This window comes from Saccharopolyspora indica, from assembly GCF_027853965.1.
Taxonomy (GTDB): Bacteria; Actinomycetota; Actinomycetes; order Mycobacteriales; family Pseudonocardiaceae; genus Saccharopolyspora; species Saccharopolyspora indica.
On record NZ_JAQGLB010000001.1, the window covers coordinates 334,130 to 358,128 of the forward strand.

13 protein-coding genes are annotated in these 23,999 nt (G+C 73.2%); 7 read left to right on the forward strand and 6 right to left on the reverse strand.

Annotated features, from left to right (window positions below):
• Positions 1-29: 29 nt before the first annotated feature.
• From OU416_RS01575 to OU416_RS01585, 3 genes are read left to right on the forward strand one after another with little or no spacing between them, the layout of a single operon-like run.
• A complete protein-coding gene (locus OU416_RS01575) occupies positions 30-10,319 on the forward strand; it encodes a non-ribosomal peptide synthetase (RefSeq protein WP_270925397.1) in 10,290 nt (3,429 codons plus the stop codon).
• On the forward strand, positions 10,312-11,709 hold the full coding sequence (locus OU416_RS01580) for an MDR family MFS transporter (protein ID WP_270924960.1): 1,398 nt from the start codon (positions 10,312-10,314) through the stop codon (positions 11,707-11,709). The genes OU416_RS01575 and OU416_RS01580 overlap by 8 nt, the downstream gene beginning before the upstream one ends.
• Before the next feature lie 59 nt (positions 11,710-11,768).
• The gene (locus OU416_RS01585; protein ID WP_270924961.1) at positions 11,769-12,593 is read left to right on the forward strand and encodes a universal stress protein; all 825 of its coding nucleotides are present in this window, start codon (positions 11,769-11,771) and stop codon (positions 12,591-12,593) included.
• Between the two features lie 5 nt (positions 12,594-12,598).
• Here the strand turns inward: OU416_RS01585 and OU416_RS01590 are convergent, their stop codons facing one another.
• Positions 12,599-12,790, reverse strand: a complete 192-nt coding sequence (locus OU416_RS01590) for a ferredoxin (protein WP_270924962.1) — start codon at positions 12,788-12,790, stop codon at positions 12,599-12,601.
• A gap of 4 nt (positions 12,791-12,794) precedes the next feature.
• The gene (locus tag OU416_RS01595) at positions 12,795-14,027 is read right to left on the reverse strand and encodes a cytochrome P450 (protein ID WP_270924963.1); all 1,233 of its coding nucleotides are present in this window, start codon (positions 14,025-14,027) and stop codon (positions 12,795-12,797) included.
• A 112-nt stretch (positions 14,028-14,139) separates the two neighbouring features.
• Here OU416_RS01595 and OU416_RS01600 point away from each other — a divergent pair, with 112 nt between their 5' ends.
• Positions 14,140-14,721: a TetR/AcrR family transcriptional regulator gene (locus OU416_RS01600; protein WP_270924964.1), complete on the forward strand. Its 582-nt coding sequence runs from the start codon at positions 14,140-14,142 to the stop codon at positions 14,719-14,721.
• A gap of 60 nt (positions 14,722-14,781) precedes the next feature.
• On the opposite strand, the gene OU416_RS01605 is transcribed toward OU416_RS01600, so the two are convergent.
• From OU416_RS01605 to OU416_RS01620, 4 genes are all read right to left on the reverse strand, one after another.
• On the reverse strand, positions 14,782-15,654 hold the full coding sequence (locus OU416_RS01605; RefSeq protein WP_270924965.1) for a substrate-binding domain-containing protein: 873 nt from the start codon (positions 15,652-15,654) through the stop codon (positions 14,782-14,784).
• A 282-nt stretch (positions 15,655-15,936) separates the two neighbouring features.
• The gene (locus tag OU416_RS01610; protein WP_270924966.1) at positions 15,937-17,046 is read right to left on the reverse strand and encodes an NDMA-dependent alcohol dehydrogenase; all 1,110 of its coding nucleotides are present in this window, start codon (positions 17,044-17,046) and stop codon (positions 15,937-15,939) included.
• Between the two features lie 14 nt (positions 17,047-17,060).
• Positions 17,061-17,228 (reverse strand): hypothetical protein, encoded by a 168-nt coding sequence (locus tag OU416_RS01615; RefSeq protein ID WP_270924967.1) that lies wholly within the window; start codon positions 17,226-17,228, stop codon positions 17,061-17,063.
• A gap of 78 nt (positions 17,229-17,306) precedes the next feature.
• Entirely contained in the window at positions 17,307-18,950 is a 1,644-nt protein-coding gene (locus tag OU416_RS01620; RefSeq protein WP_270924968.1) for a sigma-54-dependent Fis family transcriptional regulator, read from the reverse strand.
• Between the two features lie 503 nt (positions 18,951-19,453).
• Here OU416_RS01620 and OU416_RS01625 point away from each other — a divergent pair.
• The 3 genes from OU416_RS01625 (at position 19,454) to OU416_RS01635 (ending at position 23,999) form a co-directional block, all read left to right on the forward strand.
• On the forward strand, positions 19,454-21,088 hold the full coding sequence (locus OU416_RS01625) for an amidohydrolase (RefSeq protein WP_270924969.1): 1,635 nt from the start codon (positions 19,454-19,456) through the stop codon (positions 21,086-21,088).
• Positions 21,089-21,094: 6 nt separating this feature from the next.
• Entirely contained in the window at positions 21,095-22,561 is a 1,467-nt protein-coding gene (locus tag OU416_RS01630; RefSeq protein ID WP_270924970.1) for an MFS transporter, read from the forward strand.
• Between the two features lie 103 nt (positions 22,562-22,664).
• Positions 22,665-23,999: an MFS transporter gene (locus OU416_RS01635; protein ID WP_270924971.1), complete on the forward strand. Its 1,335-nt coding sequence runs from the start codon at positions 22,665-22,667 to the stop codon at positions 23,997-23,999.

A 23,999-nucleotide genomic window follows, 5' to 3' on the forward strand; every position in this document is an offset into this window, starting at 1 on the left:
CCGCAGCCGGGGAATCGGCCGATCCGGTGATGGAGCTGACGCGGGCGCAGCTCGGCGTCTGGAACGCGCAGCGGCTGGAACCGGATTCGCCGCACTACGTCGTCGGCGACGTCGTGGAGATCTCCGGCCCGGACGCGGTCGACGTGGCCGCGCTGGCCGAGGCCGTCCGGGCCACCACCGACGAGGCGGAGAGCCTGCGGATCCGGGTGCTGGAGACGCCGGAAGGGCCGCGCCAGGTCGTCGACCCGATTCCGACCGAGCTGCCCGAGGTCGTCGACCTGCGCGCCGAGCCCGATCCGGCGGCGGCCGCGGAGGCCTACATCGCCGGTGAACGCGCGCGGCTGGCGGTGCGGTGCCGGGAGATGGTGGACCGCGAGCTCTACGCCCGCACCGTGCTGCGGCTCTCCGACCGCGAGGTCTGGTACACCCAGCTCGGCCACCACCTGGTCTTCGACGGCTACAGCGCGGCGATGCTCGCCCGCCGCACCGCCGAGCACTACACCGCGCTGGTGCGCGGGACCGACGTCGCGCCCTGCCCGTTCGGCCGGTTCGCCGAACTCGTCGAAGCCGATCGCGAGTACCTGGCCGGCGAGCGGTTCACCGCCGATCGCGACTACTGGCGCGACGTGCTCACCCCGCTGCCCGAATCGGCCACCGCCACCGACGCTCCGGTCGGGCCCGCGAGCGAGACGCTGATCGCCCGCGCCGTCCTGCCCGCCGCGGAAGTGGCGCGGCTGCACGAGGTCGCCGAGGCCGCGCGCACCAGCTGGGGCGAGGTGCTCATCGCCTGCTACGCCGCGTTCGTGCACCGGTTGACCGGCGAATCGGACGTGGTGTTCGCGCTGCCGCTGATGTGCCGGTTCGGCCCGGGCCTGCGCACGCCCGGAATGGCGGTGAACGTGCTGCCGCTGCGCGTTGCGGTGCGCGGCGGCGATCGGCTGCCCGAGCTCAGCCGCCGGGTCGCCAAGGCGATGCGCGAGATGCGCAAGCACCAGCGCTACCGCGGCGAGAACCTGCCGCAGGACCTCGCCGCGCCCGGTGCCGGGGCGCTGCTGCACGGCAGGGGGATCAACCTCAAGGCGTTCGACCTGGCCATCGACTTCGGCGGGTCGACCGGCGTGATGCGCAACATCGCCGGTGGACCGCCGGAGGACCTGGGCCTGAGCGTGCTGCCGACGGCCGACGGCGGGTTGCTGCTCGGCTTCGAGGTGGACGCCCGGACCACCACGCAGTCCGAAGTGGACGGAAGGCTCGCCGCGCTGCGCGCTCTGCTGGCCCAGCTGACCGGCGACGCCGCCCCGGCGGTGGGGCAGGTGGACCTGCTCCAGCCCGCGCTGCGCGACGAACTGCTGGGCGAGTGGGCGGTGCCCGCACTGCCGGGCTCGCCGGTCGACGTGCCGACCGCGCTGAACCAGCTGGTGGCCGAGGATCCGGCGCGAACCTTGCTGGTGCACGGTTCCGAGCGGCTGTCCGCAGCGGAACTCGCGGCCCGGGTGCACCGGCTCGCCCGTGCGCTGCGGGCGCGAGGCATCGGCGCGGACGACGTGGTCGCGCTCGCGATGCCGCGTTCGGTCGACCTGGTCGTGGCGCTGCTCGCGGCGCAGGACGCCGGGGCGGCGTACCTGGCGCTCGACCTCGCGCATCCCGGGCAGCGGTTGCGCGAACTGCTCGCCGACGCCCGCCCGGCGCTGCTGATCACCAGCGCGGACGTCGATCTCGGAGGCTCGGAGATCCGGTTGCACGACCCGGATTTCACCGCCGAACTGGCCGGGTACGCCGCTGCTCCGCTGGCGGCCGATGAGCTCGCCGCACCGCGGCATCCCGAGCACCTCGCGTACGTGATCTACACGTCCGGGTCGACGGGCCGCCCGAAGGGCGTGCTGGGCCGGGTGGGCGCGCTCGCCGGTCTGCTGCACCACAACCGCAGCACCGTCGTGGCCGACGCGCACCGGCTGGCGGGGCGGCGGCTGCGCACGGCCCACACCTACTCGTTCGCCTTCGACGCCTCCCTGGACCAGCTGTGCTGGCTGTTGTGCGGCCACGAGATGCATCTCTACGACGTCGAGCTGGCCAAGGACGCCGATGCGCTGCTCGCGGCGTACCGCGAGGACCGGATCGACGTCGTGGACACCACTCCGTCGATGGCCGCGCCGCTGGTGGACGCCGGTCTGCTGACCGGTTCCGGGCACCGGCCGTCGCTGGTCGTGCTCGGCGGTGAGGCGACTCCGGCCGCGTTGTGGCAGCGCGTCGCCGGATCCGCGGTGCCGGGGCGCAACCTCTACGGGCCCACGGAGGCCACTGTGGACGCCACCGCCGCGGTGATCGACGGCGAGGACCCCACCATCGGCTTCCCGCTCGCGGGCACCCGGATCTACCTGCTGGACGCGGCGCTGCGGCCGGTGGCGCCGGGCGCGGTCGGCGAGCTGTACCTGGCCGGACCGCACCTCGCGCGCGGCTACCTGAACCTGCCCGGCACCACCGCGGAGCGGTTCGTCGCCGACCCGTTCGGCGCGCCCGGCGACCGGGCCTACCGCACCGGCGACCTCGCCCGCTGGGTGCCCGGGCGCGGCCTGGAGTACCTCGGCCGCGGTGACGGGCAGGTCAAGATCCGCGGCTACCGGGTCGAGATCGGCGAGGTCGAAGCGGCGCTGGCCGAGCTCGCCGGGGTGAGCGCCGCGGCGGCGATCCTCAACACCGACGGCAGGCAGCCCCGGCTGATCGGCTACGTCGTGCCTTCCGAAGGCGCTGTGCTCACCCCGGATTCGGTGCGCACCGCCGTCGCCGAACGGCTGCCCGACGCGCTGGTGCCCTCGGCCGTGGTGATCCTCGACGAACTGCCGGTGACCATCAACGGCAAGCTGGACCGGGCGGCGCTGCCCGCGCCGCGGACCGAGTCGGGCCGGGCGCCGAGCACCGAGCGGGAACGCCTGCTGTGCGCGGTCATCGCGGAGGTCTTCGGCATCGACGAGGCCGGAGTCGACGAGGACTTCTTCAGCCTGGGCGGCGACAGCATCTCGGCGATCACGGTCAGCGCCCGGCTCCGGGAGAGCGGGCTGCACCTGCGGCCCCGCGACCTGCTGGCGCGTCGCACGCTCGCCGCGCTCGCGGCATCGGCGGAGTCGATCGCCGACGAACCGGCGCAGGCCCCCGACGACCCGACCGGGCCGGTGCCCGCACCGCCGATCGCGCGCGGACTGCTCGACCCGCACCCGGACATCGACGTCGTAGCGGGTTACGCGCAGTGGACGGCGCTGCACGTCGGCGCGGACCTGACGCTGGCCGACCTCATCACCGGTGTCCAGGCGGTGCTCGACCGGCACGACGCGCTGCGCTTGCGGGCCGGTGGCGCCGACGAGCTGTCGGTCCGCCCGCCCGGCTCGGTCACCGCGCACCGCATCGTCCGCGAGGTGCAGGCCGCGGATCTGACCGCGCTGGCCGGGGAACTCGCAGCGGAGCTGGACCCGCGCGCGGGCGAGCTCTTCCGGGTCGCGCTGGTGCGCACCGGAAGTGCGGACCGGCTCCTGGTGCTGGGCCACCACCTGGTCATCGACGGGGTGTCCTGGCGGGTTCTGCTGCCTGACCTGCACGCGGCCTGCCGAGGCGCCGAACTCGCCCCGGTGGGAACGTCCTGGCGGCGGCACGCGATGCTCCTGGCGGAACAAGGGGCGCAAGGCGCTCGCCGCGGCGAATTGGCGCACTGGCGCGCGGCGTTGGACGCATCCACCAGGCTGGGCAGCCGTGCGCTGGACCAGCGGTTGGACACCGTCGCCACGGGATTCCGCACCACGACCGAGGCGACGCCGCACGCCACCGAAGCGGTGCTGACCGCGTTGCCGGAGGCATACCGCGCCGGTGCCGACGAAGTGCTGCTGGCCGCGGTGGTCCTCGCACTGCGATCCCTGCATTCGCTGGACGCCGCGACCGTGACGATGGAGGGGCACGGCCGGGATCCGCTGGTCGACGGAATCGACCTCTCCCGCACGGTCGGCTGGTTCACCAGCGAACACCCGGTCCGAGTGCCCGCGGACGCGGTGGCCTCCGACGCCGATCTCGCCGACGCGCTCGCCGGCGGCCCGGCGCTCGGGCGATTGCTGCGCGCGGCCAAGGAAGCCAAGCGCGCGGTGCCCGGCAACGGCATCGGCTACGGCGTGCTGCGCCACCTGGACCCGCAGACCCGGGCCGAGCTAGGCGCGACGCCACCGCCGGACGTGCTGCTCAACTACCTCGGCCGGTTCGCACCGCTGCCCGGCGAGGGCTGGGAACTCCCCGAGGGCGACCCGTTCGCCGTGCTGGAGCCGCCGGGAAAGGCGCTGGAGCAGGTGCTCGCGCTGAACTGCTTCGTGCACGAGTCGGACGCGCCACGCCTCGCGGTCGAGTGGACGGCCGCCGGTCTGGTGCTGGCGCCCGGCGAAGTCGCCGAGATCCAGGGCGCGTTCGGCGCGGCGCTGGAGGCGTTGGCCGCGCACGCCGGGCGAATCGACGCCGGTGGCCTCACCCCGTCCGACCTGCCGCTGGTCGATCTGGAGCAGGCCGACATCGACGCGCTGGAAAGCGCCCGGCCGATCGCCGACGTGCTGCCCGCCAGCGCCCTGCAGGTCGGACTGTCCTTCCACAGCATGGTGCGCGCCGAAACCGACGCCGACGTCTACGTCGTGCAGGCGATGACCCACCTGGACGGTGAACTCGACCGGGAACGGCTGGCGGCCGCGGCGGCGGAACTGCTGCGCCGCAACCCCGCGCTGCGGGTCCACCTGCACACCACCGCCGCAGGCGAGGTCGTGCAGGTCGTGCCCGCCGACGTCGACCTGCACTGGCGCGAGGCCGACCTGTCCTCGGCCCCCGACGAGCTCGCCGCGCTCGCCCGCGAGGAGCTCGAGAGCCCCTTCGACCCGGCGCAGCCGCCGCTGATCCGGTTCCTGCTGTGCACGCTGGGCAGGACCGAGCACCGGCTGCTCATCACCAACCACCACGCGCTGCTGGACGGCTGGTCGATGCCGCTGGTCGGGCGGACCCTGCTCGCGATCTACGCCGAACTCGGCGGCGGCGACCCGGTGCCGACCGCGCCGCCGCTGGCGGAGTACTACCGCTGGCTGGCCCGCCGGGACGGTGGTGCGGCGCTGCGGGCGTGGCAGGACGAGCTGGCAGGCATCGACGAGGGCACCCGGCTGGCACCGGCGAACCAGACCTCCCGGGTCGGCCGTCCGGGCCGCGTCGCCGTCGAGCTCGGGGCCGCCTTCAGCGCCGAGCTGCGCGCGTTCGCCCAGGCCAGGGGCATCACCCTGACCACCGTGCTGCAAACGGCGTGGGGCCTGCTGCTGGGCAGGCTCACCGGTCGCCGGGACGTGGTCTTCGGCTGCCCGGTCTCGGGCCGGCCCGCCGAGGTGGACGGCGTGGCGGCGATGATCGGGCAGCTGGGCAACACCATCCCGGTGCGGGTCCGCCACGCCGCGAACGACACCGCCGCCCAGCTGCTCGCCGACGTGCACGAACGCAGCGTGCAGCTGGCCGAGCACCACCACGTCGGCCTGCCGGACATCCAGCGCGCCGTCGGCGCGGGCGAGCTGTTCGACACGATGCTGGTGATGGAGAACTTCCCGCTCTCCAGCCGCAACCGCACCCCGCTGGCACCCGGCCTGGAACTGTCCGGTGTGGACATCACCGACGCCACGCACTACCCGCTGACCGTGGTGGTCATCCCCGAGGACGCGATCACCATCGGGCTCGGCTACCAGCCGGAGGCCTTCGACGAGGCGACCGTCCGCGACTGCGGCCGCTGGCTGCTGGCGCTGCTCCGCGAACTGGTGGCCGACCCGGACCGGCCCGTCGCCCGGCTGCCGATGCTCGAACCCGGTGAACTGCGCGCAATCCTGCGAGCCGGGACCGGGGCGGCGCCCGAGAAGCCGCGCGGCGGCGTGCTGGAGCGCTTCGCCGGATGGGTGGCGCGCAAGCCGGACGCGGAGGCTGTGGTGTGCCGCGACCGGTCGCTGAGCTACGCCGAGCTGGACCGCCGCGCGAACCGGGTGGCCCACGCGCTGCTGGAGGCCGGAGTGCGGCCGCAGGACCCCGTCGCGGTGCTGCTCGGCCGGGACGTCGAGCAGGTCGTGGCCCTGTTCGGCGTGCTCAAGGCCGGTGCGGTCTACGTCCCGGTCGATCCGGCCTACCCGGCCGATCGGATCGCCTACCTGCTCGACGACGTGAAACCGGCAATCGCTTTATCCACATCGGACGTCCGGAGTGGACTCGCGGTGGATCTCGGAGCGCTGCTGCTGGACGAACCGCTGGGCGGGAGCGACGCCGACCCGGTGCACGCGCGCCGCGGCCTCACCGAGGACGCGCTGGCCTACATCATCTACACCTCCGGCACCACCGGGCGGCCGAAGGGCGTCGCGGTGCCGCACCGCGGCATCCCGGACCTGGTCGCGCTGCAGGAGGACACCTTCGGCATCACCGAGCACGACCGCTACCTGCACTTCGCCTCGACCAGCTTCGACGTGGCGTTCTTCCAGACGATGATGCCGCTGCTGTCCGGCGGAACGCTGGTGATCGCCCCGGAGGAGGTGCGGCTGCCCGGTGACGAGATCCTCGGCTACCTCGCCGAGCACCGGGTGAGCGCGCTGAACCTGCTGCCCTCCTTCCTGGCCGCGATGCCCGACGACGCCGAGGTCGACCCGGACGTGGTGTTCATGGTCGGCGCGGAGCGGCTCGACCCCGAGCTGGCGCGGCGCTGGGGCGACCGGCGCGCGCTGTTCAACTGCTACGGGCCCACCGAGGTCACCATCAACGCGGTGACCTGGCGCTACGACGCCGAGGACGCGGGCCCGCTGCCGATCGGCCGCCCCGACCCGAACGTGCGCGCGTACGTGCTGGACGGAGGCCTGCAACCGGTCGGGACGGGCGTCACCGGCGAGCTCTACCTCGCCGGGCCGGGAGTGGCGCGCGGCTACGTCGGGCGGCCCGACCTCACCGCGGCGGCCTTCGTCGCCGACCCGTTCGGACCGCCGGGCTCGCGGGCCTACCGCACCGGTGACCTGGTGCGGTGGCGGCCGGACGGGCAGCTGGTGTTCGTCGGCCGCGTCGACCACCAGGTCAAGATCCGCGGGTTCCGCATCGAGCTCGGCGAGATCGAGAGCACCCTCACCCGCCACCCCGACGTGCGGGCCTGCGCGGTGATCGTCCGGGAGGACGAACCGGGCCAGCGGCGGCTGGTCGGCTACGTGATCCCCACCGACGGCGCGGAGTTCGACGCCGCGCTGCTCCGCGAGCACCTCGCGACCCAGCTGCCGGACTACATGGTGCCGACCGCGCTGCTGCCGCTGACGGCGCTGCCGCTGAACACCAGCGGCAAGCTCGACCGCGCCGCGTTGCCCGCGCCCGGACCGCAAGCCGCCGCGCGAGAGCCCGCGACACCGGCCGAAGCGCTGCTGCTGGAGGTCTTCCGCGAGGTGCTCGGCACCGGCGCGATCAACCTCGACGACGGCTTCTTCGAAGTCGGCGGCGACAGCATCGTCGCGCTGCAAGTGGTTTCCCGCGCCAGGCGGAGCGGACTGACCCTGGGGCCGCGCGAGGTGTTCGACGGCGGAACCCTGGCGGGCATCGCCGCTCTCGCCGGCGTCCCCACGTCCCGGACCGAGGCCCCGGCCTGCGGTGACGCCCCGCTGACGCCGGTCATGCGGGACCTGCTGCGCCACGGCCGGGCGGCAGCGGGCTTCTGCCAGTGGATGGAGGTGTGCACCCCGGCAGGCGGCGACGAGGCGACCTGGCGCGCAGCGCTGGACGCCGTGCTCGCCCGGCACGACGTGCTGCGCGGCTTCCTGGCCGACGGCGCCGAGCCGGTGCTGCGCATCCCAGAACCCGGCGCGGTCACCGGCGCGGAAGTGCTCACCCGCCTGACCACGTCCGAGGACCCGCGACCGGTGCTCGATGCGCACATCGCCGAGACCCGGGCGGCGATGGACCCGTGGACCGGGCCGCTGGTGCGCGCGATCTGGCTGGACCGCGGCCCGGACGAGCTGGGCAGGCTGGTGCTGCTGGCGCACCACCTCGTGGTCGACGGCGTGTCCTGGCGGATCCTGCTCGACGACCTCGCCCACGCCTACGAAGCCGTCGCGGCGGGCGCGGAGCCGGAACTGCCCAGGCACGGCGAATCGTTCCTCGGCTGGGCGCGCTCGCTGCGCGAAGCGGTCGAAGCGCGCCGGCCGGAACTGCCGCACTGGCAGCAGATCGCTGCTGCTCCGGCGACGTCGCTGAGCGCGAAACCGCTGGACCCGGCGCGGGACACCGCCGCGACCCTGGTGCACCACGAGATCCGGCTCGACCCGCACTCCACCCGCGCCCTGCTCACCGCGCTGCCCGCCGCCTACCGGTGCACGCCCGACCCGGTGCTGCTCACCGCGCTGACCCGCGCGGTCCGCGCCTGGCGCGGGGGAGCGGCGGACCTGGTGGTCTCGCTGGAGAGCCACGGCAGGCCGCCGCACACCCCGGACCGGACCGGCCAGGTCGACCTCGCGCAGACCGTCGGCTGGTTCACCGCCGTCCACCCGGCACGCGTGAAGCTGCCCAGCGGTGGCACGCCGGAAGCGTTGAAGGCGGTCAAGGAACAGCTGCACGCCAACGGCGACGGCCTGGGCCACGGCATCCTCGCCGCGCAAGCCCCGGCCGTCCGGCCCCAGCTGAGCTGGAACTACCTCGGCGTCTTCCCGAACAGCAGCGGCGAGGCGCCGTGGCAGCGGCCCGCCGAAGCCGACCCGTTCGGTTCCGGGGGCGGCGAGGACCTCCCGCTGGAGCACCACCTCATGATCAACGCGCTGGCGCGGGACGACGGCGACGGCATCGCGCTCGGCATCCGGCTCAGCTGGCCCCGCGCGGTGTTCGACGACGGCGCGATCGCCGATCTCGCCAACTGCCTGCGCGTGGAGCTGCTGACGCTGGCCACCGACCCCGGAGCGGTCGCCGGAGCCGGTCTCACCCCGTCCGACCTCCCGCTGGTCGACCTCGACCAGACCGCGATCGACCGGCTCACCGCCGAGCACCGGGTGGCCGACGTGCTCCCGCTCGGACCGCTGCAGGAGCTCGTGCTGCAGCACTCCCGCAACCGCGCCGACGGCGCTGCCGACCCGTACGCGGTGCAGTCGGCGTTCTCCGTCACCGGCCCGCTGGACACCGACGCGCTGCACGCGGCGTGCGGTGACCTGGTGCGCAGGCACCCGAACCTCGCCGCGGTCTTCCCGGCGGACCTGCCGGTGCAGGTGATCCTCGCGGACCCGAAGCCGGACTGCCGCGCGGTCGAACTGGCCCCGGAGGAGGTGGAGCGCGCGCTCGCCGCCGATCTCGCGGAACCGTTCGACCTCGCGGCCGGGCCGCCGCTGCGCCTCACCGTGCTCCGGACCTCGCCGCACCAGGCCGAGGTGGTGCTGACCAGCCACCACGTGCTCTCCGACGGCTGGTCCGCGCCGCGCATGCTGCTGGAGCTGTTCGCCCACTACACGTCGCGAGTCCAGCACGGCGCGCCGAGCGCGCTGCCCGCGCCGGTGCCGTTCGCCTCCTACCTGCGATGGCGAGCGGCGCAGGACCACGACGCCGACACCCGTGCGTGGACGGCAGAGCTCAGCGGACTCCCCGAAGCCTCGGTGGGCCGCGAAGCGCTCACCGCGCCGGAGTTCGCGGAACCGGTGCTGTTCGACGTGCCCGCCGAGCTGGTCGGCGAGCTGACCGCGGCAGGAGCGGTGCGGGGCCTGACCGCGAACACGCTCCTGCAAGGGGCGTGGGCGGCCGTGCTGGCGGCGCGCACCGGGTGGACCGACGTCTGCTTCGGCGCGATGGTCTCGGGCCGGAGCGCGGAGGTCGACGGCGTCGAGGAGATCGTGGGCCTGCTGGCCAACTCGGTGCCCGTCCGGGCGCGCTTCGCGGGCACGCTCGCCGAAGCGCTGACCGATCTGCAGATGCGCCAGCAGGCCATGGCCGGGCACCAGCACGTCGCGCTGCCCGAGCTGGAACGGCTGCTCGGGCGAGGCCCGCTGTTCGACAGCCTCGTGGTGTTCGAGAACTACCCGGCCGACCCCGAGCGGTTGCGCCACCCCGCGCCGGGCCTGGAGATCACCGGAACCCGGTTCCGCGAAGCGACCCACCACCCGGTGACGCTCACCGTGCTGCCGGACGGCGAGGGCTGGACCGGCGTCCTCGGCCACCGGCCCGAATCCGTCAGCGCGGAGGAAGCCCGCTCGCTGAGCGCGGAACTGGTGACCGCGCTGAGCGAGCTCGGCGAGCACCTGGACTCCGATGCGTCCGCGTTCATCGACCGGCTGCGGGGAATCGATGGCTGAGCGCATCGGCGCGGCGCTGTGGCGCACCGCGTTCGTGCTGGTGTCCGGCACGTTCATGGCGACGCTGGACGCGACGATCGTCAGCGTCGGCATCAAGGAGCTGATCGCCGACTTCGACGCCCCGGTCACCGAGATCCAGTGGGTGACCACGGCGTACCTGCTGGCCGTGGTCACGGCGGTCCCGGCATCGGGCTGGCTGGCCGGGCGGTTCGGCGGCAAGCGCACCTGGATCGCCGCGGTGGTGCTGTTCCTGCTGGGCTCGGTGCTGTGCGCGCTGGCCTGGTCGGCGCCGAGCTTGATCGCGTTCCGCGTGCTGCAGGGCTTCGGCGGCGGACTGCTCCCACCGGTGGGGCAGGCGGTGCTGGCCCGCGCGGCCGGGCCCGAGCGGATCGGGCGGGTGATGAGCGTGGTCGCCGTGGTGCCGCTGCTCTCGCCGGTCCTGGGGCCGCTGATCGGCGGTTCGATCCTCGGCGTCGCGGACTGGCCGTGGCTGTTCTACGTCAACCTGCCGATCGGCATCGCCGTGCTCGTCCTCGCCCCGCGATGCGTGCCCGCGGACCCGCCCGCCGGGCAGAAGCAACCGTTCGACCTCCTCGGCGCGGTGCTGCTCTCGCCCGGTATCGCGCTGCTGGTGTTCGGGCTCGGTGAGGTCGGTTCGCGCACCGTCCCGGTCGGGATCGCGCTGGGCGCGGCCCTGCTGGGCCTGGGCATGCTCGCCGGGTTCGTCCGGCACGGCCTGCGCAGCACCCGGCCGCCGCTGCTGGACCCGCGGCTGTTCGCCCGGCCGCCGCTGGGCGCGGCCGCGCTCGCGCTGGTGGTGCTCGGCGCCTCGGTCTTCGGCACGATGTTCCTCCTGCCGCTGTACCTGCAGACCGGGCGAGGCCTGTCGTCGTGGGAGGCGGGCCTGCTGCTCGCGCCGCAAGGCCTCGGCGCAGTCCTCGGATCCCTGCTGGTCAACCGCCTCATCGACCGGAAGTCGCCGCGCGGCCTGGTGCTGGCGGGCATCGCGCTCATCGCGCTCGGCACCGCGCCGCTGACCGGACTCGCGGTCCTCGAAACCGACGCGCTGCTCGGATCGGCGCTGCTTGTGCGCGGTCTCGGCATCGCGATGATCGGAGCCCCGGTGATGAGCGCCGTCTACCGGCGGATGCGCCCACCGGAGCTTCCCGGCGCGTCGTGCGCGCTGAACATGCTCAACACCGTCGGCGGTTCGGTGGGGACGGCGCTGATCGCCGTGGTGCTCCAGGCGAAGCTGGCCGACCAGCCGGCTCCGCTGGCGTTCACCGGCACCTTCTGGTGGGTCCTCGGCTGCTGCCTGGTCGCGGTGCTCGGTGCGATCCTGCTCCCCAGCACGGCCGAACCGGAGCCGAGGCCCGCACAGCGCGCGTAGGCCGATCCGGTGCTGCGATCCTGAGCTGGTGGATTTGTCCGATCCGCGGAGGAGGTCGGATGCTGGCCGAGGAACCCGTGCTGGTCGGCGTGGACGGCTCCGAGCAGTCGGTCGCCGCGCTGGCGTGGGCGGTCGCCGAAGCCGCGCTGCGGCGGGCGGAGGTGCACGCCGTCGTCATCAACGACCACCCGTCCCGGGACAGCGCGGTCGAGCAGGTGGTGGAGGAGATCGCCGAGCGGTTCCGCGGCCCGGACACCGCGATCGGCGTGAAGATCGCCCGCGGTCGTCCGGCGGCCGAGCTGATCCGGCGCTCCGCCCGCGCCCAGCTCGTGGTGCTGGGCGCGAGGGGCCGCGGCGCGGCTGCCGGGATGCTGCTGGGCTCGGTCAGCACCAAAGTCGCCACCCACGCCCGCTGCCCGGTCGTCGTCATGCACGAGCACCGGGAGCGCGCCGGGCCGGTGCTGGTCGGCGTGGACGACTCCCCGCACGGTCAGCGGGTCCTCCGGTTCGCCTTCGACGTGGCCGCCGCCCGCCGGGCCGAACTCGCGGTGATGCAGGTGTGGGAGGCGCCCGGAGCGGAGTTCTCGGTCGTGCTGGCGCCGCCGGAGGAACTGGCCGAAGCGCGCGCCGCAGCCGAACGCAGCCTCGGCCACCAGCTAGCGGGCTGGCGCGAGAAGTACCCGGACGTCGTCGTGCGCAGGCACACCCCGCGCGGCCACCCGGTCGCGGCGCTGAGCGACATGGCGCACGAAGCCCAGCTCCTCGTCGTGGGCCACCGCAACCGCCGCGGCCCGCTCGCGGCCCTGCTGCTCGGTTCGGTCGCTTCCGGCGTCCTCCACCGCGCCCGGTGCCCGGTAGCGGTGCTCTGCGCCGACGCGCAATAGCGGCCTCATCCGCTGAGCCGCAGCGCGCCCGACGGGCACACCTGCACGGCCCGGGTGACGGCCTCGACCTGCTCCGCGGGCACCTCGGCCGAGAGCAGCTCGACGACGCCGTCGTCGTCCTGGTCGAACACCTCGGGCGCGTTCAGCACGCACATCCCCGCGCTGACGCAGACATCGCGGTTCGCCTCGATCCGCATCGCCTCACCACCTCACCGGGAGCGAGAGCAGGCCGTAGATGAAGTGGTGCGACCGGAACGCGACGTCCTCGAACGGCACCGCGAGCGCGAGACCCGGAAAACGCCGCAGCAGCGCGGGGAAGGCGATCTGCATCTCCATGCGGGCCAGCGGCGCGCCGAGGCAGTGGTGCAGGCCGTGCCCGAAGGCGACGTGCCCGGCCGCGGCGCGGGTGACGTCGAGCCGCTCGCCGTCGTCGATCGAGCGCGGATCGCGATTGGCCGTCGCCAGCACCGCAGTCACCGCGGCGCCCGCGGGGATCGCGACACCGTCGATCTCGACGTCGCACAGCGCGGTGCGGGTCACGCCCGCGGTCACGATGCTGAGGTAGCGCAGCAGCTCCTCGACGGCCGGAGCGACGGCCGCGGGGTCGTCGCGGACCAGCGCGAGCTGATCGGGATGGCGCAGCAGCGCGAGCGTGCCGAGCCCGAGCATGTTCGACGTGGTCTCGTGCCCGGCGGCGAGCAGCAGTTCGGCGATGCCGATCAGCTCGTCGGTGGTCAGCTCGTCGCCGTGCTCGCGCACCAGCATGCCGAGCATGTCCTCGCCGGGCCGCTCCTGCGCACGGGCGACCAGTCCGGCCATGTACGCGCGGCTCTCCCGGACGAGCTCGGCCTGCTCCTCCTCCGGCAGCGACAGGTCGACCTGCCTGCTGGTGCGCTCCTGGAACTCCGCGCGGTCGGCGTAGGGGACGCCGAGCAGCTCGCAGATCACCAGCGAGGGGATCGGCAGCGCGAAGTCGGCGACGAGGTCGGCGGGCGGGCCCGCCGCCACCATCGCGTCGAGGTGCTCCTCGACGATCTCGGTGATGCGCGGCTGGAGCCTGCGCATGCGACGCACGGTGAACTCCGAGGTCAGCATCCGCCGCAGCCGGGTGTGCTCGGGCGCGTCGAGGCCGAGCAGGTCGCCCGCCACCCTCCGCGCCCGCTCCTCCTCGGTGAGCGCCGACATGCCGAACTCCTCCTCGCGCGGCGCGATGCTGAACCGGGTGCTGTCGGCCATGACGGCCTTCACCGCGTCGTGCCGGGTGACCGCGTAGACGGTGCCGAAGATCGAGGGCAGGAGGCGGACGCCGTCCTCCTCGCGCAGCGCGGCCATCTCCGGCACCGGGTCGAAGCCGTCGCGGCGCATGTGCAGCGGGATGTCCGGCGCTGCGCCCATCGGGCACTGCTGGGCCGGTGCTCGGTCGTCGTGGTGCATCCGATCCGCTCCTTCGTCCGGGCGTGAGCTCTTCGCCATAAACTGTACTGACTAGTCGGTGTAGTTTCCAGGTGGTGCTCGCCGGTTGCCGGACGACGGGAAGAATGAGCGCATGGGTCGCACAACCGGACGGACTCCCGAGGCCACTCGGCGGCTGCTGCTCGACGCTGCCGCGCAGGTGATCAGCAGGCAGGGCGTCGGTGCGACGCTCGACGTCATCGCCCGCCACGCCGGGATCTCCAAAGGTGGCCTGGTGTACCACTTCGCGAGCAAGCAGGCCCTGCTCGTGGCGCTGGCCCAGGAGCAGCTCGACGACTTCCGCGACTGCGTGCGCGAGCAGATCGCCGATCCCGAGGGCACGCCCGGACGGCTCACGCGCGCTTATGTCCGGGCGAACCTGGGCCCGTTCGACGGCGATGAGATCATCGAGCGCTACAGCCTCGTCGCCCAGCTCCTCACGGTGCCGGAGATCCTCGAGATGTCCCGGGACGACGAGCGGCGGTGGCAGCGCGACATGGAAGCCGACGGTGTCCCTCTCGCGGCCCAGCGGGTGATCCTGGCGGCATCCGACGGAATCGCCGCCCGCCCCGTCTGGAACCCGCCGGACCAGGAGCCGGAGGTGCGCCGCGAACTCGAAGCTGCGCTGCTCGGCATGATCGACGCGGCCGTGGCCGGAGCGGAATTCCGCCTGTGACGGGCGATCCCGCCGACGCCGGGCGATCTCCCGCTGTGCCCGCACAAGCGCGCCCCCGGGTCAGCGGCTCGGGTTGTTCGCCAGGTAGTTCTGGAAGCTGGTCGCCAGCGACAGGAACGGGGCGTCTTCGCGAACGTAGGCGAATCCGGCTTGGTGGAACGGGTAGCGGCCCAGGTCGGTGACCTTCTTCGGCGCGAGCTCGCCGTCGATCCGGACCGCGCGGACCCCGGAGTCGTCGGTGATCTCACCTGCCTCGACGTAGCCGAACCCGCCGGGATCCGCCGCGATGGCGCCCAGCACCTCGGCGCTGCTGGGCAGCTCGCAGGCCGCCGCGTTCTCGCAGCCGGAACGGGTCGGCTCGGGATCGCCGAGGATCCGGTGCTCGAGGATGCGCCGTGCCGTGCTGTCACCGCGGTCGACGGGGGAGAGCGGTACGTCGTTGCCGCCGACCTGCGCCCACGAGGTGACGCGCCCGGCGTGGATGTCGTCGATCTGCTGCGCGGAGAGGTCGGTGACCCCGGTGGCCGGATTCACCGCCAGGGCGAAGATCTTCGAGGCGAACAGCTTCTCCCGGAGGTGCTGCACCCCGCGTCCCTTCGGGCCGTCGGAGACCGCCAGCAGTTCGGGGCCGCCGTCGAGCGGTTCCCCGCTGGTGACCAGCCGTCGCAGCCCTTCGGCCGACTCGCCGGTGTCGATCAGGATGCTGCTGTCCGGGCAGGCCGCGGTGTAGTCGTCGGCTGCCCGTCGCAGGATCGGGGCGTAGACGGCCGATCCGGCGACGACCAACCGGCCATCGGCGCACCAGAGGCGTTCCACGACGCGGACCGACGCCACCGCGGCCGGAGCCAGTGGAGCCATGGCGAGCACGCAGACCAGGGCGATCGTCTCCCGCAGGCTCCTGCGCCGAGCGGTGGTCCTGGCCCCATCGGTCATCTCGTCACCTTCCACGGCTCGGGATCGGTGACCAGTATCCCGGTGCCCGCGGCGAAGATCGTGTTCGGTGGCCGACGATCGCCTTAAATCCTGTCGGTGCAGCCGCCCGCACCGCCACGCAGAACAACCACCAACCGGTGATGACAAGTCCCTGAACGCACACAGCGGGCCCGCTGCGCGGCTCCAGTCGCGCAGCGGGCCCGGCCCCCCTTGTGCGTCACGCGGACCGGCCGATCCGCGCACCGTCTCAGCGAGCCGTCTCGCGGCTCGTCTCCTCGAAGCTCAGTCGTGCACGATGACGCCCCGGATGTTCTTGCCGTCCCGGAGGTCCTGGTAGCCCTCGTTGACCTGCTCCAGGCTGTAGCGGCGGGTGATCAGCTCGTCGAGCTTGAGCTTCCCGGCGTCGTAGAGGCGCAGCAGGCGCACGATGTCGTACTGCGGGTTGGCCGAGCCGAACAGCGTGCCCTTGATCGTCTTCTCGTTCAGCGTCAGGTCGGCGCCGGAGACGTGCACGGTGAGCTTGGCCGGATCGGCCAGCCCGGTGATCACCACGGTGCCGCCCTTGCCGATCGCGGCGGTCGCCTTGGCCACCACGGTCTCGTCGACGGTGCCGACCAGGATCAGCGCCGCGTCCGCGCCCTGGCCCCAGGTCAGCTCGGTGATCTTCGCCTGCGCTTCGTCGGCGTCGGCGAAGGCGTGCGTGGCGCCGAACTCCAGCGCCTTCTCCCGCTTGAACTCCAGCGGGTCGACCACCACGACGTACTTGGCGCCCGCCTGCACCGCGCCCTGCACGGCGTTGATGCCCAGCCCGCCGATGCCGTAGACGACCACGGTGTCTCCGGCGCGCACGTCGCCGGCGTTGACCGCGGTGCCCCAGCCGCTGGGCACCCCGCAGCCGACCACGACCGCGGTCTCCAGCGGCAGCCAGTCGTCGACCTTGACCACCGAGTGCTGCGAGATGGTGGCCCGCTCGGAGAACGTGCCGAGCATGCACATGGCGCCGATGTCCTCGCCGTCGGCGCGGAAGCGGAAGGTCCCGTCGGGCATCGAGCCCTGCAGGATCGTCGCGCCCATGTCGCAGAGGTTCTGCCTGCCGGTGGAGCAGTAGCGGCAGGTGCCGCAGTTGGGGATGAAGCTGCACACCACGTGGTCGCCCGGTGCGACCTTGGTGACGCCCGGCCCGACCTCCTCGATGATCCCGGCGCCCTCGTGGCCGCCGATGATGGGGAAGCGCGGCGGCAGGTCGCCGTCGGTGAGGTGCAGGTCGGAGTGGCACAGCCCGGCGGCGGTGTACTTGATCAGCACCTCGCCCTCCCGCGGCCCGTCCAGGTCCAGCTCGACGATCTCGAACGGCTTGCCGACATCCCGCAGAACTGCTGCCTTCGTCTTCACTTCCGGCCTCCGATCTACAGCGCGACGGTGACTGATCCAGCGGTCGATGGCTTGGGCTCCCAGTGCACGCCCGCGACCGCGTGGCGCGAAACCGCCGAACGGCAGCGCGATGCCGGGTTCGCGGTTCCGGGCTCCGGGGAGTTCTCCTCGCGGGCGGCCGGGGGCTTCTCGTCCGCTGCCACCTGGCCTCCTCACGTCGTCGTGACCCGGCCCAGGATCTCGGTCCGGGCGGGTGGTCAACTGTTCAACTTCTGAACACCTCAGCGCGGCAGGCCGAAGGCCCGCATCCGGCTGTACAGGGTGGTGCGGCTGATGCCCAGGCGCTGCGCCGCGTGCACCTTGTTGCCGCCGGTGACCCGCAGCGCTTCGGTGATCGCGTCGCGTTCGGCGCGCTCCCGCCCGCTGAGCCGGGCGGAGCGCCCGGTGCTGCGGTAAGCGGCGGGCAGGTCGTGGATGGTGATGTCACCGGCCGTGCGGTTCTCGGCGGTCGCGCGCAGAACTCCCCGCAGCTCCCGCAGATTCCCCGGCCACGGTTGTGCGATCAGCGCTTCGAGCGCGCTCGGCGCGATCCGCGCCCCCGGCCGGACTTCGGCGAGCATCGCGTGGGCGATCCCGGCGAACTCGTCGTCCCGGCTGCGCAGCGGCGGCAGGTCGACCCGGGCCGGGCAGATCGCGGCGGCGCTGCGCGCAGCGCCGGGCAGATCGGACTGCGGGGCGGAGGTGAGCACCACGCGCGGCCGCTCGTCGAGCCCGCGGACCAAGCGCGCGCACAGCGCGTCGGGCAGGAGCTCGATCCGCTCGACGACCAATGCCTCCGCCATCGCCGAGTCGAGCTGCTCGGCCCACGCCCGCTCGCCCAGCACGACCAGGTCCGCGGCGTCGATGACCGCCGCGCGCGCACCGGCGACCAGGCGCGCCGCGCGGGTGCGGCCGGAGCCCGGTTCGCCGGCGATGAGCACCGGTCCAGCGCTCGCGCGCAGCTCGGCGAGCCTGCTGTCCAGAGTGGACGAACGTGGCCCTGCGGTGCGGCGGCGCGGCACCCGCGTCCGCGCGCGGGGCGTCAGCTCGACGAGCACGCCGTCCGGGGTGCCGCCGACCTTGTGCGCGCGCAGGGTGACAGGTGCGCCGGAGCCCAGCACCAGCTCGCGGGCGAGATCCCCGGAGCCGGGCGCGGCCGACGCGATGTCGCGCAGGACGGCGTGATCCGAGGGGTCCAGGAGGTCGAGCGCCGCCCGGTTGGTCAGCACGAGCTCGTCGCCGAAGGCCACCAGGGCCCGGCACCGCCGCTGGGCGGCGTGCTGGAACGCCTGCAGCAGTCGCTTCTCCGCCTGCCGCGCGCCTTCCCACAGGCGTTGCTCGATGTCCTCCACCGCGCGTTGCATCAGCGGTGCGAACAGCGGGTTGGCCTCGGGGCCCACGCCGGTGATGTCCAGGACGCCTTCGATCCGCCGGGTGACCGGATTGCGGATCGGGTGGCCGTAGCAGCTGAACACCTTCAGCGCCTCGACGAAGTGCTCCCGACCGTGCACGGTGACGCCGCGCATGGTCTCCAGCGGCGTGCCCAGCGCGTTGGTGCCCGCGTTCTCCTCGGTGTACAGCGCGCCCGGGACCGCGCTGATCCGGTCGAGCGCCCGCTCGGTGCGCGGGTCGGTGAACCGGCGGTCCACGATCCGGCCGGTGCTGTCGGCGAGCGCGATGCAGAAGGTGGTCCCGGCCAGCCGGTCGGTGAGCTCGTCCAGCACCGGGGTCGTCGCCACCAGGAGCCGGCTGCGGGGGTCGAACTCGCCGATGCTCAGCCGGTCCAGCGCCGATTCCGGGCGCAGGCCGCTGAGGCTGGCGCGCCGCCAGGACGATTCGATCTCGGCGCGCGTCGCACGGCCGGCCTGTGCAGTGCTTGCGTTCACCGCGTCCTCCAGGCGATGCGCGGAGGTGGACCACCCGCGGTCCGGCCCACCCGGTTAACGGAAGTTAACGACGGATTATGTTCGACCGCTGACGCGGGGATCAAGCCCCTGCGTCCGTTTGCGCTTCCGCCGCACCGGTGAACTGCCCCGGGGTGTTGGTGCGAGCCGGTGGGCGCACGCCCCGTGAACAGGTGAAACCGCGGGCGGTGGCGGTCTCCGCGTGCTCGTCGATGGGCCGACCGGGTGATTGGTCGCGCGGCCGACTGCTCCTGTCGGCGTGTTCCTGATGGGCGACTGCGCCGGTGACGTCCGGTGATCCGGCCGAAACGGTCGAATCGTGCGTTCCGGCGGGGTGGTGGTGCGGCGCGCTGTTCCACATAGGACGGATATGGGTCTGATGTGGACGGACGAGGGGTCGATCGGGTCCGCGCCCGCCGGGGTGCGATCCGCCGGGGCGGCACCGAGTATCGGTGGTGCTGGCGTTCGCACTCCGGAGGTGGCCGATGGCACCCGAAGCAGAACTCGTCCTGATCGGCGGGAACGTGCTCACGATGACGAGCGACCACCCGCGCGCGAGCGCGCTCGCGGCGTCCGGGGGCCGCATCACCGCGGTCGGTTCGGACGAGGAGGTTCAGCGGTGGTGCGGGCCGGGTACCCGGGTGATCCGGCTCGACGGTCGCACCGTGCTGCCGGGCTTCGTCGAGGCGCACGGGCATCCCACCCTCGACATGGTCATCACCGGCCCGGACGTCCTCGACATCCGCCCGGTGACCTGCCCGACCGCCGAGGAGGTGCTGTCCAGGTTGCGAACGGCGGTGGCCGCCGCCGAACCCGGCACCTGGCTGGGCGCGTTCGGCTGGGATCCGCTGCTGCAGGAGGGCCTGCCGCCGATCGGCCGGGCGTTGCTCGACGAGCTCTGCCCCGGCAGTCCGCTCTCGGTGATGCACAACAGCGGGCACAGCGCCTGGGCCAACACCCCGGCCATCGAGCGCGCAGGCATCACCAGGAACACCCCGGATCCGCCCGGATCCCGGTTCGAGCGCGACGCGGCGGGCGATCCCACCGGCGCCGCCTTCGAGGCGCCGGCGACCGCGATGCTGCTCGGCGGCGCGATCCGCCCGCCCGGTGCGGACAACTTCACCGCCCTGATGGGCCACGAGCACGACCGGCTGGCGCGGGCGGGCATCACCACCGTCGCCGACCTGGGGTTCCGCCGGGACGCCCGCGAACGCGTTCAGGAGTTCTACCGCTCCGGCGCGGCGAAGGTGCGGATGCGCGTCTACGAGGTGAGCGTCCCCGAAAAGCGCACCGACGTCGTCCCCGGCGAGGACCGGCAGGACCCGATGTTCCAGCAGATCGGGATCAAGATCTGGGCCGACGGTTCCCCGTGGGTCGGCAACATCGCCACCAGCTTCCCCTACCTCGACACCCCGCAGACCCGCTCGATGGGGCTCGCCCCCGGTCACCGCGGCGGCACCAACTACACCCGCGGGCAGCTCACCGAGATCGTCGACGCCTACTTCCCGCCGGGCTGGCAGATCGCCTGCCACGTGCACGGCGACGAGGCGGTCGAGATGGTGCTGGACGTGTTCGCCGCGGCGCTCGACGCGCACCCGGAGCGCGCGGACGCGCGGTTGCGGCTGGAGCACTGCGGCGCCATGACCCCGGAGCAGTACCGGCGCGCGGCACGGCTGGGAGTCACCTGCAGCCTCTTCGTCGACCACCTGTACTACTGGGGAGACGTGCTGGTGGACGGGCTGTTCGGGGCCCGCGCCGAATCCTGGACGTGCGCGGGTGCCGCGATCGAGGCGGGCGTGCCGATCTCCTTCCACAACGATTCGCCGGTCACGCCACCGGAACCGCTGCGCAACGTCCAGGTCGCGGTGACGCGCACCAGCCGCAGCGGACGCGTCATCGGGCCGCAGCACCGGGTCACCGTCGAGCAGGCGTTGCGCGCCCAGACCGTCGATGCCGCCTGGCAGCTGTTCGCCGAGCACGACGTCGGTTCGCTGGCGGTCGGCAAGCGGGCGGACCTGGTCGTCCTGGACGCCGATCCGCACTCCGTGCCACCGGGCGAGATCGGCGACATCCCGGTCCGCGCGACCTACCTCGACGGTCGCTGCACCTTCCAGGCGTGACCGCCGATGTCCTCGCCGGAAACACCCGTCGCGCAGCGGTGGCCCGCGGCAGTGGCCGGCCACCACCACCGGCGCGCGTACGCGCTGGTGGGCCTGTCGCTGCTGTCCGCCCTCCAGGTGCTCGACCCCACGCTGAACTCGCTGGCGCTGCCCGAGGTCGCCGGGGAGCTCGGGATGGATCCGAGCGTGCGCGCTTTCGCTTCCAGCGTCGGGACGCTGCTGCTCGCGGCGGCCATGCTGGGCATCGGGATCCTCGGAGATCTGCGGGGGCGGCGCCGCGTGCTGCTGGCGGGCACCCTCGGCATGGCGGTCGGCGGGGTGGTGTGCGCCGCCGCCCCGGTGGCCGGTGTCTACGTGCTGGGCCGGGTGGTGATGGGGGTGAGCACGGCGGCGAGCTTCGGCATGAGCCTGGCGATCCTGCCGACCCTGTTCCGGCCGGAGGAGCTGCCGAGGGTGTTCGGCGCGTGGTTGGGCGTGCAGTCGGCGATCAGCGTGTTCGGCACGATCGGCAGCGGCGCCCTGCAGGCCGCGCTGGGCTGGCGCGCCACCTGCCTGATCATCCCGGTGCTGGCGGTGGTGTTCGCCGCGTTCGGCGCGCTGGCGGTGCCGGAGAGCCGGGCGGCGCACCCGCGGCGGTTCGACGTGGTCGGCGTCGTCCTCGCCGCTGTGGCGCTGATCTGCCTGATGGGCGGCTTCACGCTGGCGGGCGAACTCGGCTGGGGAAACCCGGTGGTGCTGGGCGGACTGCTGCTGGCGGTGGTGCTGCTGGCCGCGTTCGCCGTCTGGGAGGCGCGCAGTGCCGAGCCCGGATTCCCGATCCGGCTGTTCGCGGTGCCCGCCTTCACCGCCGCCTGCGTGGTGGGCATCGTGTTCAACTTCGCCAACGGCGTGATCGCGATGCAGTTGCCGACCGTGCTCGAGAGCGTGCTGGGCCGCAGCGCGTTCGTCGTCTCGATCGCGCTGACGGTCATGTCGGTGGGAATGCTGTTCGGCACCCTCGCGGCCGGTGAGGCGCAGAAGCGCTTCCGCCTGAGCGCCCGCACGATCTTCACCAGCGGTCTGCTCACGATCGCGCTGGGCGTCCTGCTGCTCGGGCTGGTGCGCACGACCACCGGCTCGTGGTACTTCGCGGCCTGCGCGTTCATCGTCGGTTTCGGGATCATGTGGGCGCAGAACTCCGAGTCGGCGGTGGTGATGTCGGCGGCGCCGAAGGAGATGGTCGGTTCGGTCGGTGCGGTGAAGCCCGCGGTCGGCCAGTTCGGCATGGGGCTGGGCCTGGGCGTCGTGGTGCCGATCGTCGTGGGGGTCCTGCGCTCGTCGGGGGCGACCGGGCGCGAGGGCATCATCGCGGGATTCACCGAGGTCATGCTCTTCATCGGGGGATTCATCGTGCTCTGCGCCGTCGGCGTGCACCTGCTCATGGCGCGGCAGCCGCACCTGCAGAGCTTCGGGTCACCGCCGACCGAGGACTGACCGGCACCCGCACCGCGACGGTCTTGACCGCCGTCGACCGGGTGCGTAGCTTGCGTCGAGCAAGCGCTTGGTCAGCTCTGGTGCCGGGAGAGCGGTGGGGTCGATGACGAGCCAGGAACAGGTCGCGGCCGGGGTGGAAACGGGCCGCGAGCACGCGCGGCAGGTGCGCAAGGTGGCGTTCTCCGGGCTGCTCGGAACCGTCATCGAGTACTACGACTTCCTGCTCTACAGCACGATGGCCGCGCTGGTCTTCGGCACGCTGTACTTCCCGGCGTCGAACCCGGCGACCTCCACGATCGCCGCCTTCGGCACGCTCGCCGCCGGATACGTCGCGCGACCGCTCGGCGGGCTGCTGTTCGGGCACTTCGGCGACCGGCTCGGCCGGAAGTCCGCCCTGGTGACCAGCATGCTGCTGATGGGCGTGGCCAGCGTGCTCATCGGCGTGCTGCCCACCTACGGGACCCTCGGGCTGACCGCGCCGCTCCTGCTCGTGCTGCTGCGCGTCGTGCAGGGCATCGCGGTCGGCGGCGAGTACGGCGGGGCCGCGCTGATGGTCATCGAGCACGCCGACCCGCGACGGCGCGGCGCGTGGGTCGGGATCATGCAGATGGGCTCCCCGCTCGGATCGCTGCTGTCCAACGGAGCCGTGGCGCTGGTGACCCTGCTGCCGAAGGAGCAGTTCCTGGCCTGGGGCTGGCGAATCCCGTTCCTGGCCAGCGCGGTGCTGCTGATCATCGGCCTCTACGTCCGGCTCAGCGTCGTGGAGAGCCCGCTGTTCCGCGAAGCGGTCGCGGCGGGCGCAGCCCGCAAGCGGGAACCGGTGCCGCTGGTGCGGGTGCTCCGGAAACCGCGCGCGGTGCTGCTCGCCTGCGCCGCGGGCATCGGACCCTTCGCGCTGACCGCCCTGATCGGCTCGCACAGCGTCGCCTACGCCTCCGGGCTGGGCTACGAGCTGCCGGACATCATGCGGGCGCACCTGCTGATCAGCCTCACCGGGCTCGTCGGCATCCCGCTGTTCTCCGCGCTGTCGGACCGGATCGGCAGGCGGCGGGTGCTGCTGCTCGGGGCGATCGGCGCGGTCGTCTTCGCCTTCCCGATGTACGCGCTGGTCGGCACCGGCTCGGTGGTGGCGATGACCGCGGCGCTGATGACCGCGCAGGTCTTCCAGAACTTGATGTACGCGCCGCTGGCCCCGATGCTGTCGGAGATGTTCGGCACCCGCGTCCGCTACACCGGCGTTTCCCTCGGCTACCAGATGGCGAGCCTGCTCGGCGCCGGTTTCACGCCGATGGTCGCCGCCGCGCTGGTGGCGGGCACCGGCGGGTCGAGCCTGCCGCTGAGCTGGATCATCGTGCTGGCGGTCGGGATCAGCATCACCGCCGTGCTGCTGATCTCCGAGACCAGCGGCCGCGACCTCCGCGACGAACCCGCGGGATGA

Bases quoted from the DNA above. Each gene is read 5' to 3' on its own strand.
- OU416_RS01575 (WP_270925397.1), top strand. From the start codon at position 30: ATGGAGCTGACGCGGGCGCAGCTCGGCGTCTGGAACGCGCAGCGGCTG.
- OU416_RS01580 (WP_270924960.1), top strand. From the start codon at position 10,312: ATGGCTGAGCGCATCGGCGCGGCGCTGTGGCGCACCGCGTTCGTGCTG.
- OU416_RS01585 (WP_270924961.1), top strand. From the start codon at position 11,769: ATGCTGGCCGAGGAACCCGTGCTGGTCGGCGTGGACGGCTCCGAGCAG.
- OU416_RS01590 (WP_270924962.1), bottom strand. From the start codon at position 12,790: ATGCGGATCGAGGCGAACCGCGATGTCTGCGTCAGCGCGGGGATGTGC.
- OU416_RS01595 (WP_270924963.1), bottom strand. From the start codon at position 14,027: ATGCACCACGACGACCGAGCACCGGCCCAGCAGTGCCCGATGGGCGCA.
- OU416_RS01600 (WP_270924964.1), top strand. From the start codon at position 14,140: ATGGGTCGCACAACCGGACGGACTCCCGAGGCCACTCGGCGGCTGCTG.
- OU416_RS01605 (WP_270924965.1), bottom strand. From the start codon at position 15,654: ATGACCGATGGGGCCAGGACCACCGCTCGGCGCAGGAGCCTGCGGGAG.
- OU416_RS01625 (WP_270924969.1), top strand. From the start codon at position 19,454: ATGGCACCCGAAGCAGAACTCGTCCTGATCGGCGGGAACGTGCTCACG.
- OU416_RS01630 (WP_270924970.1), top strand. From the start codon at position 21,095: ATGTCCTCGCCGGAAACACCCGTCGCGCAGCGGTGGCCCGCGGCAGTG.
- OU416_RS01635 (WP_270924971.1), top strand. From the start codon at position 22,665: ATGACGAGCCAGGAACAGGTCGCGGCCGGGGTGGAAACGGGCCGCGAG.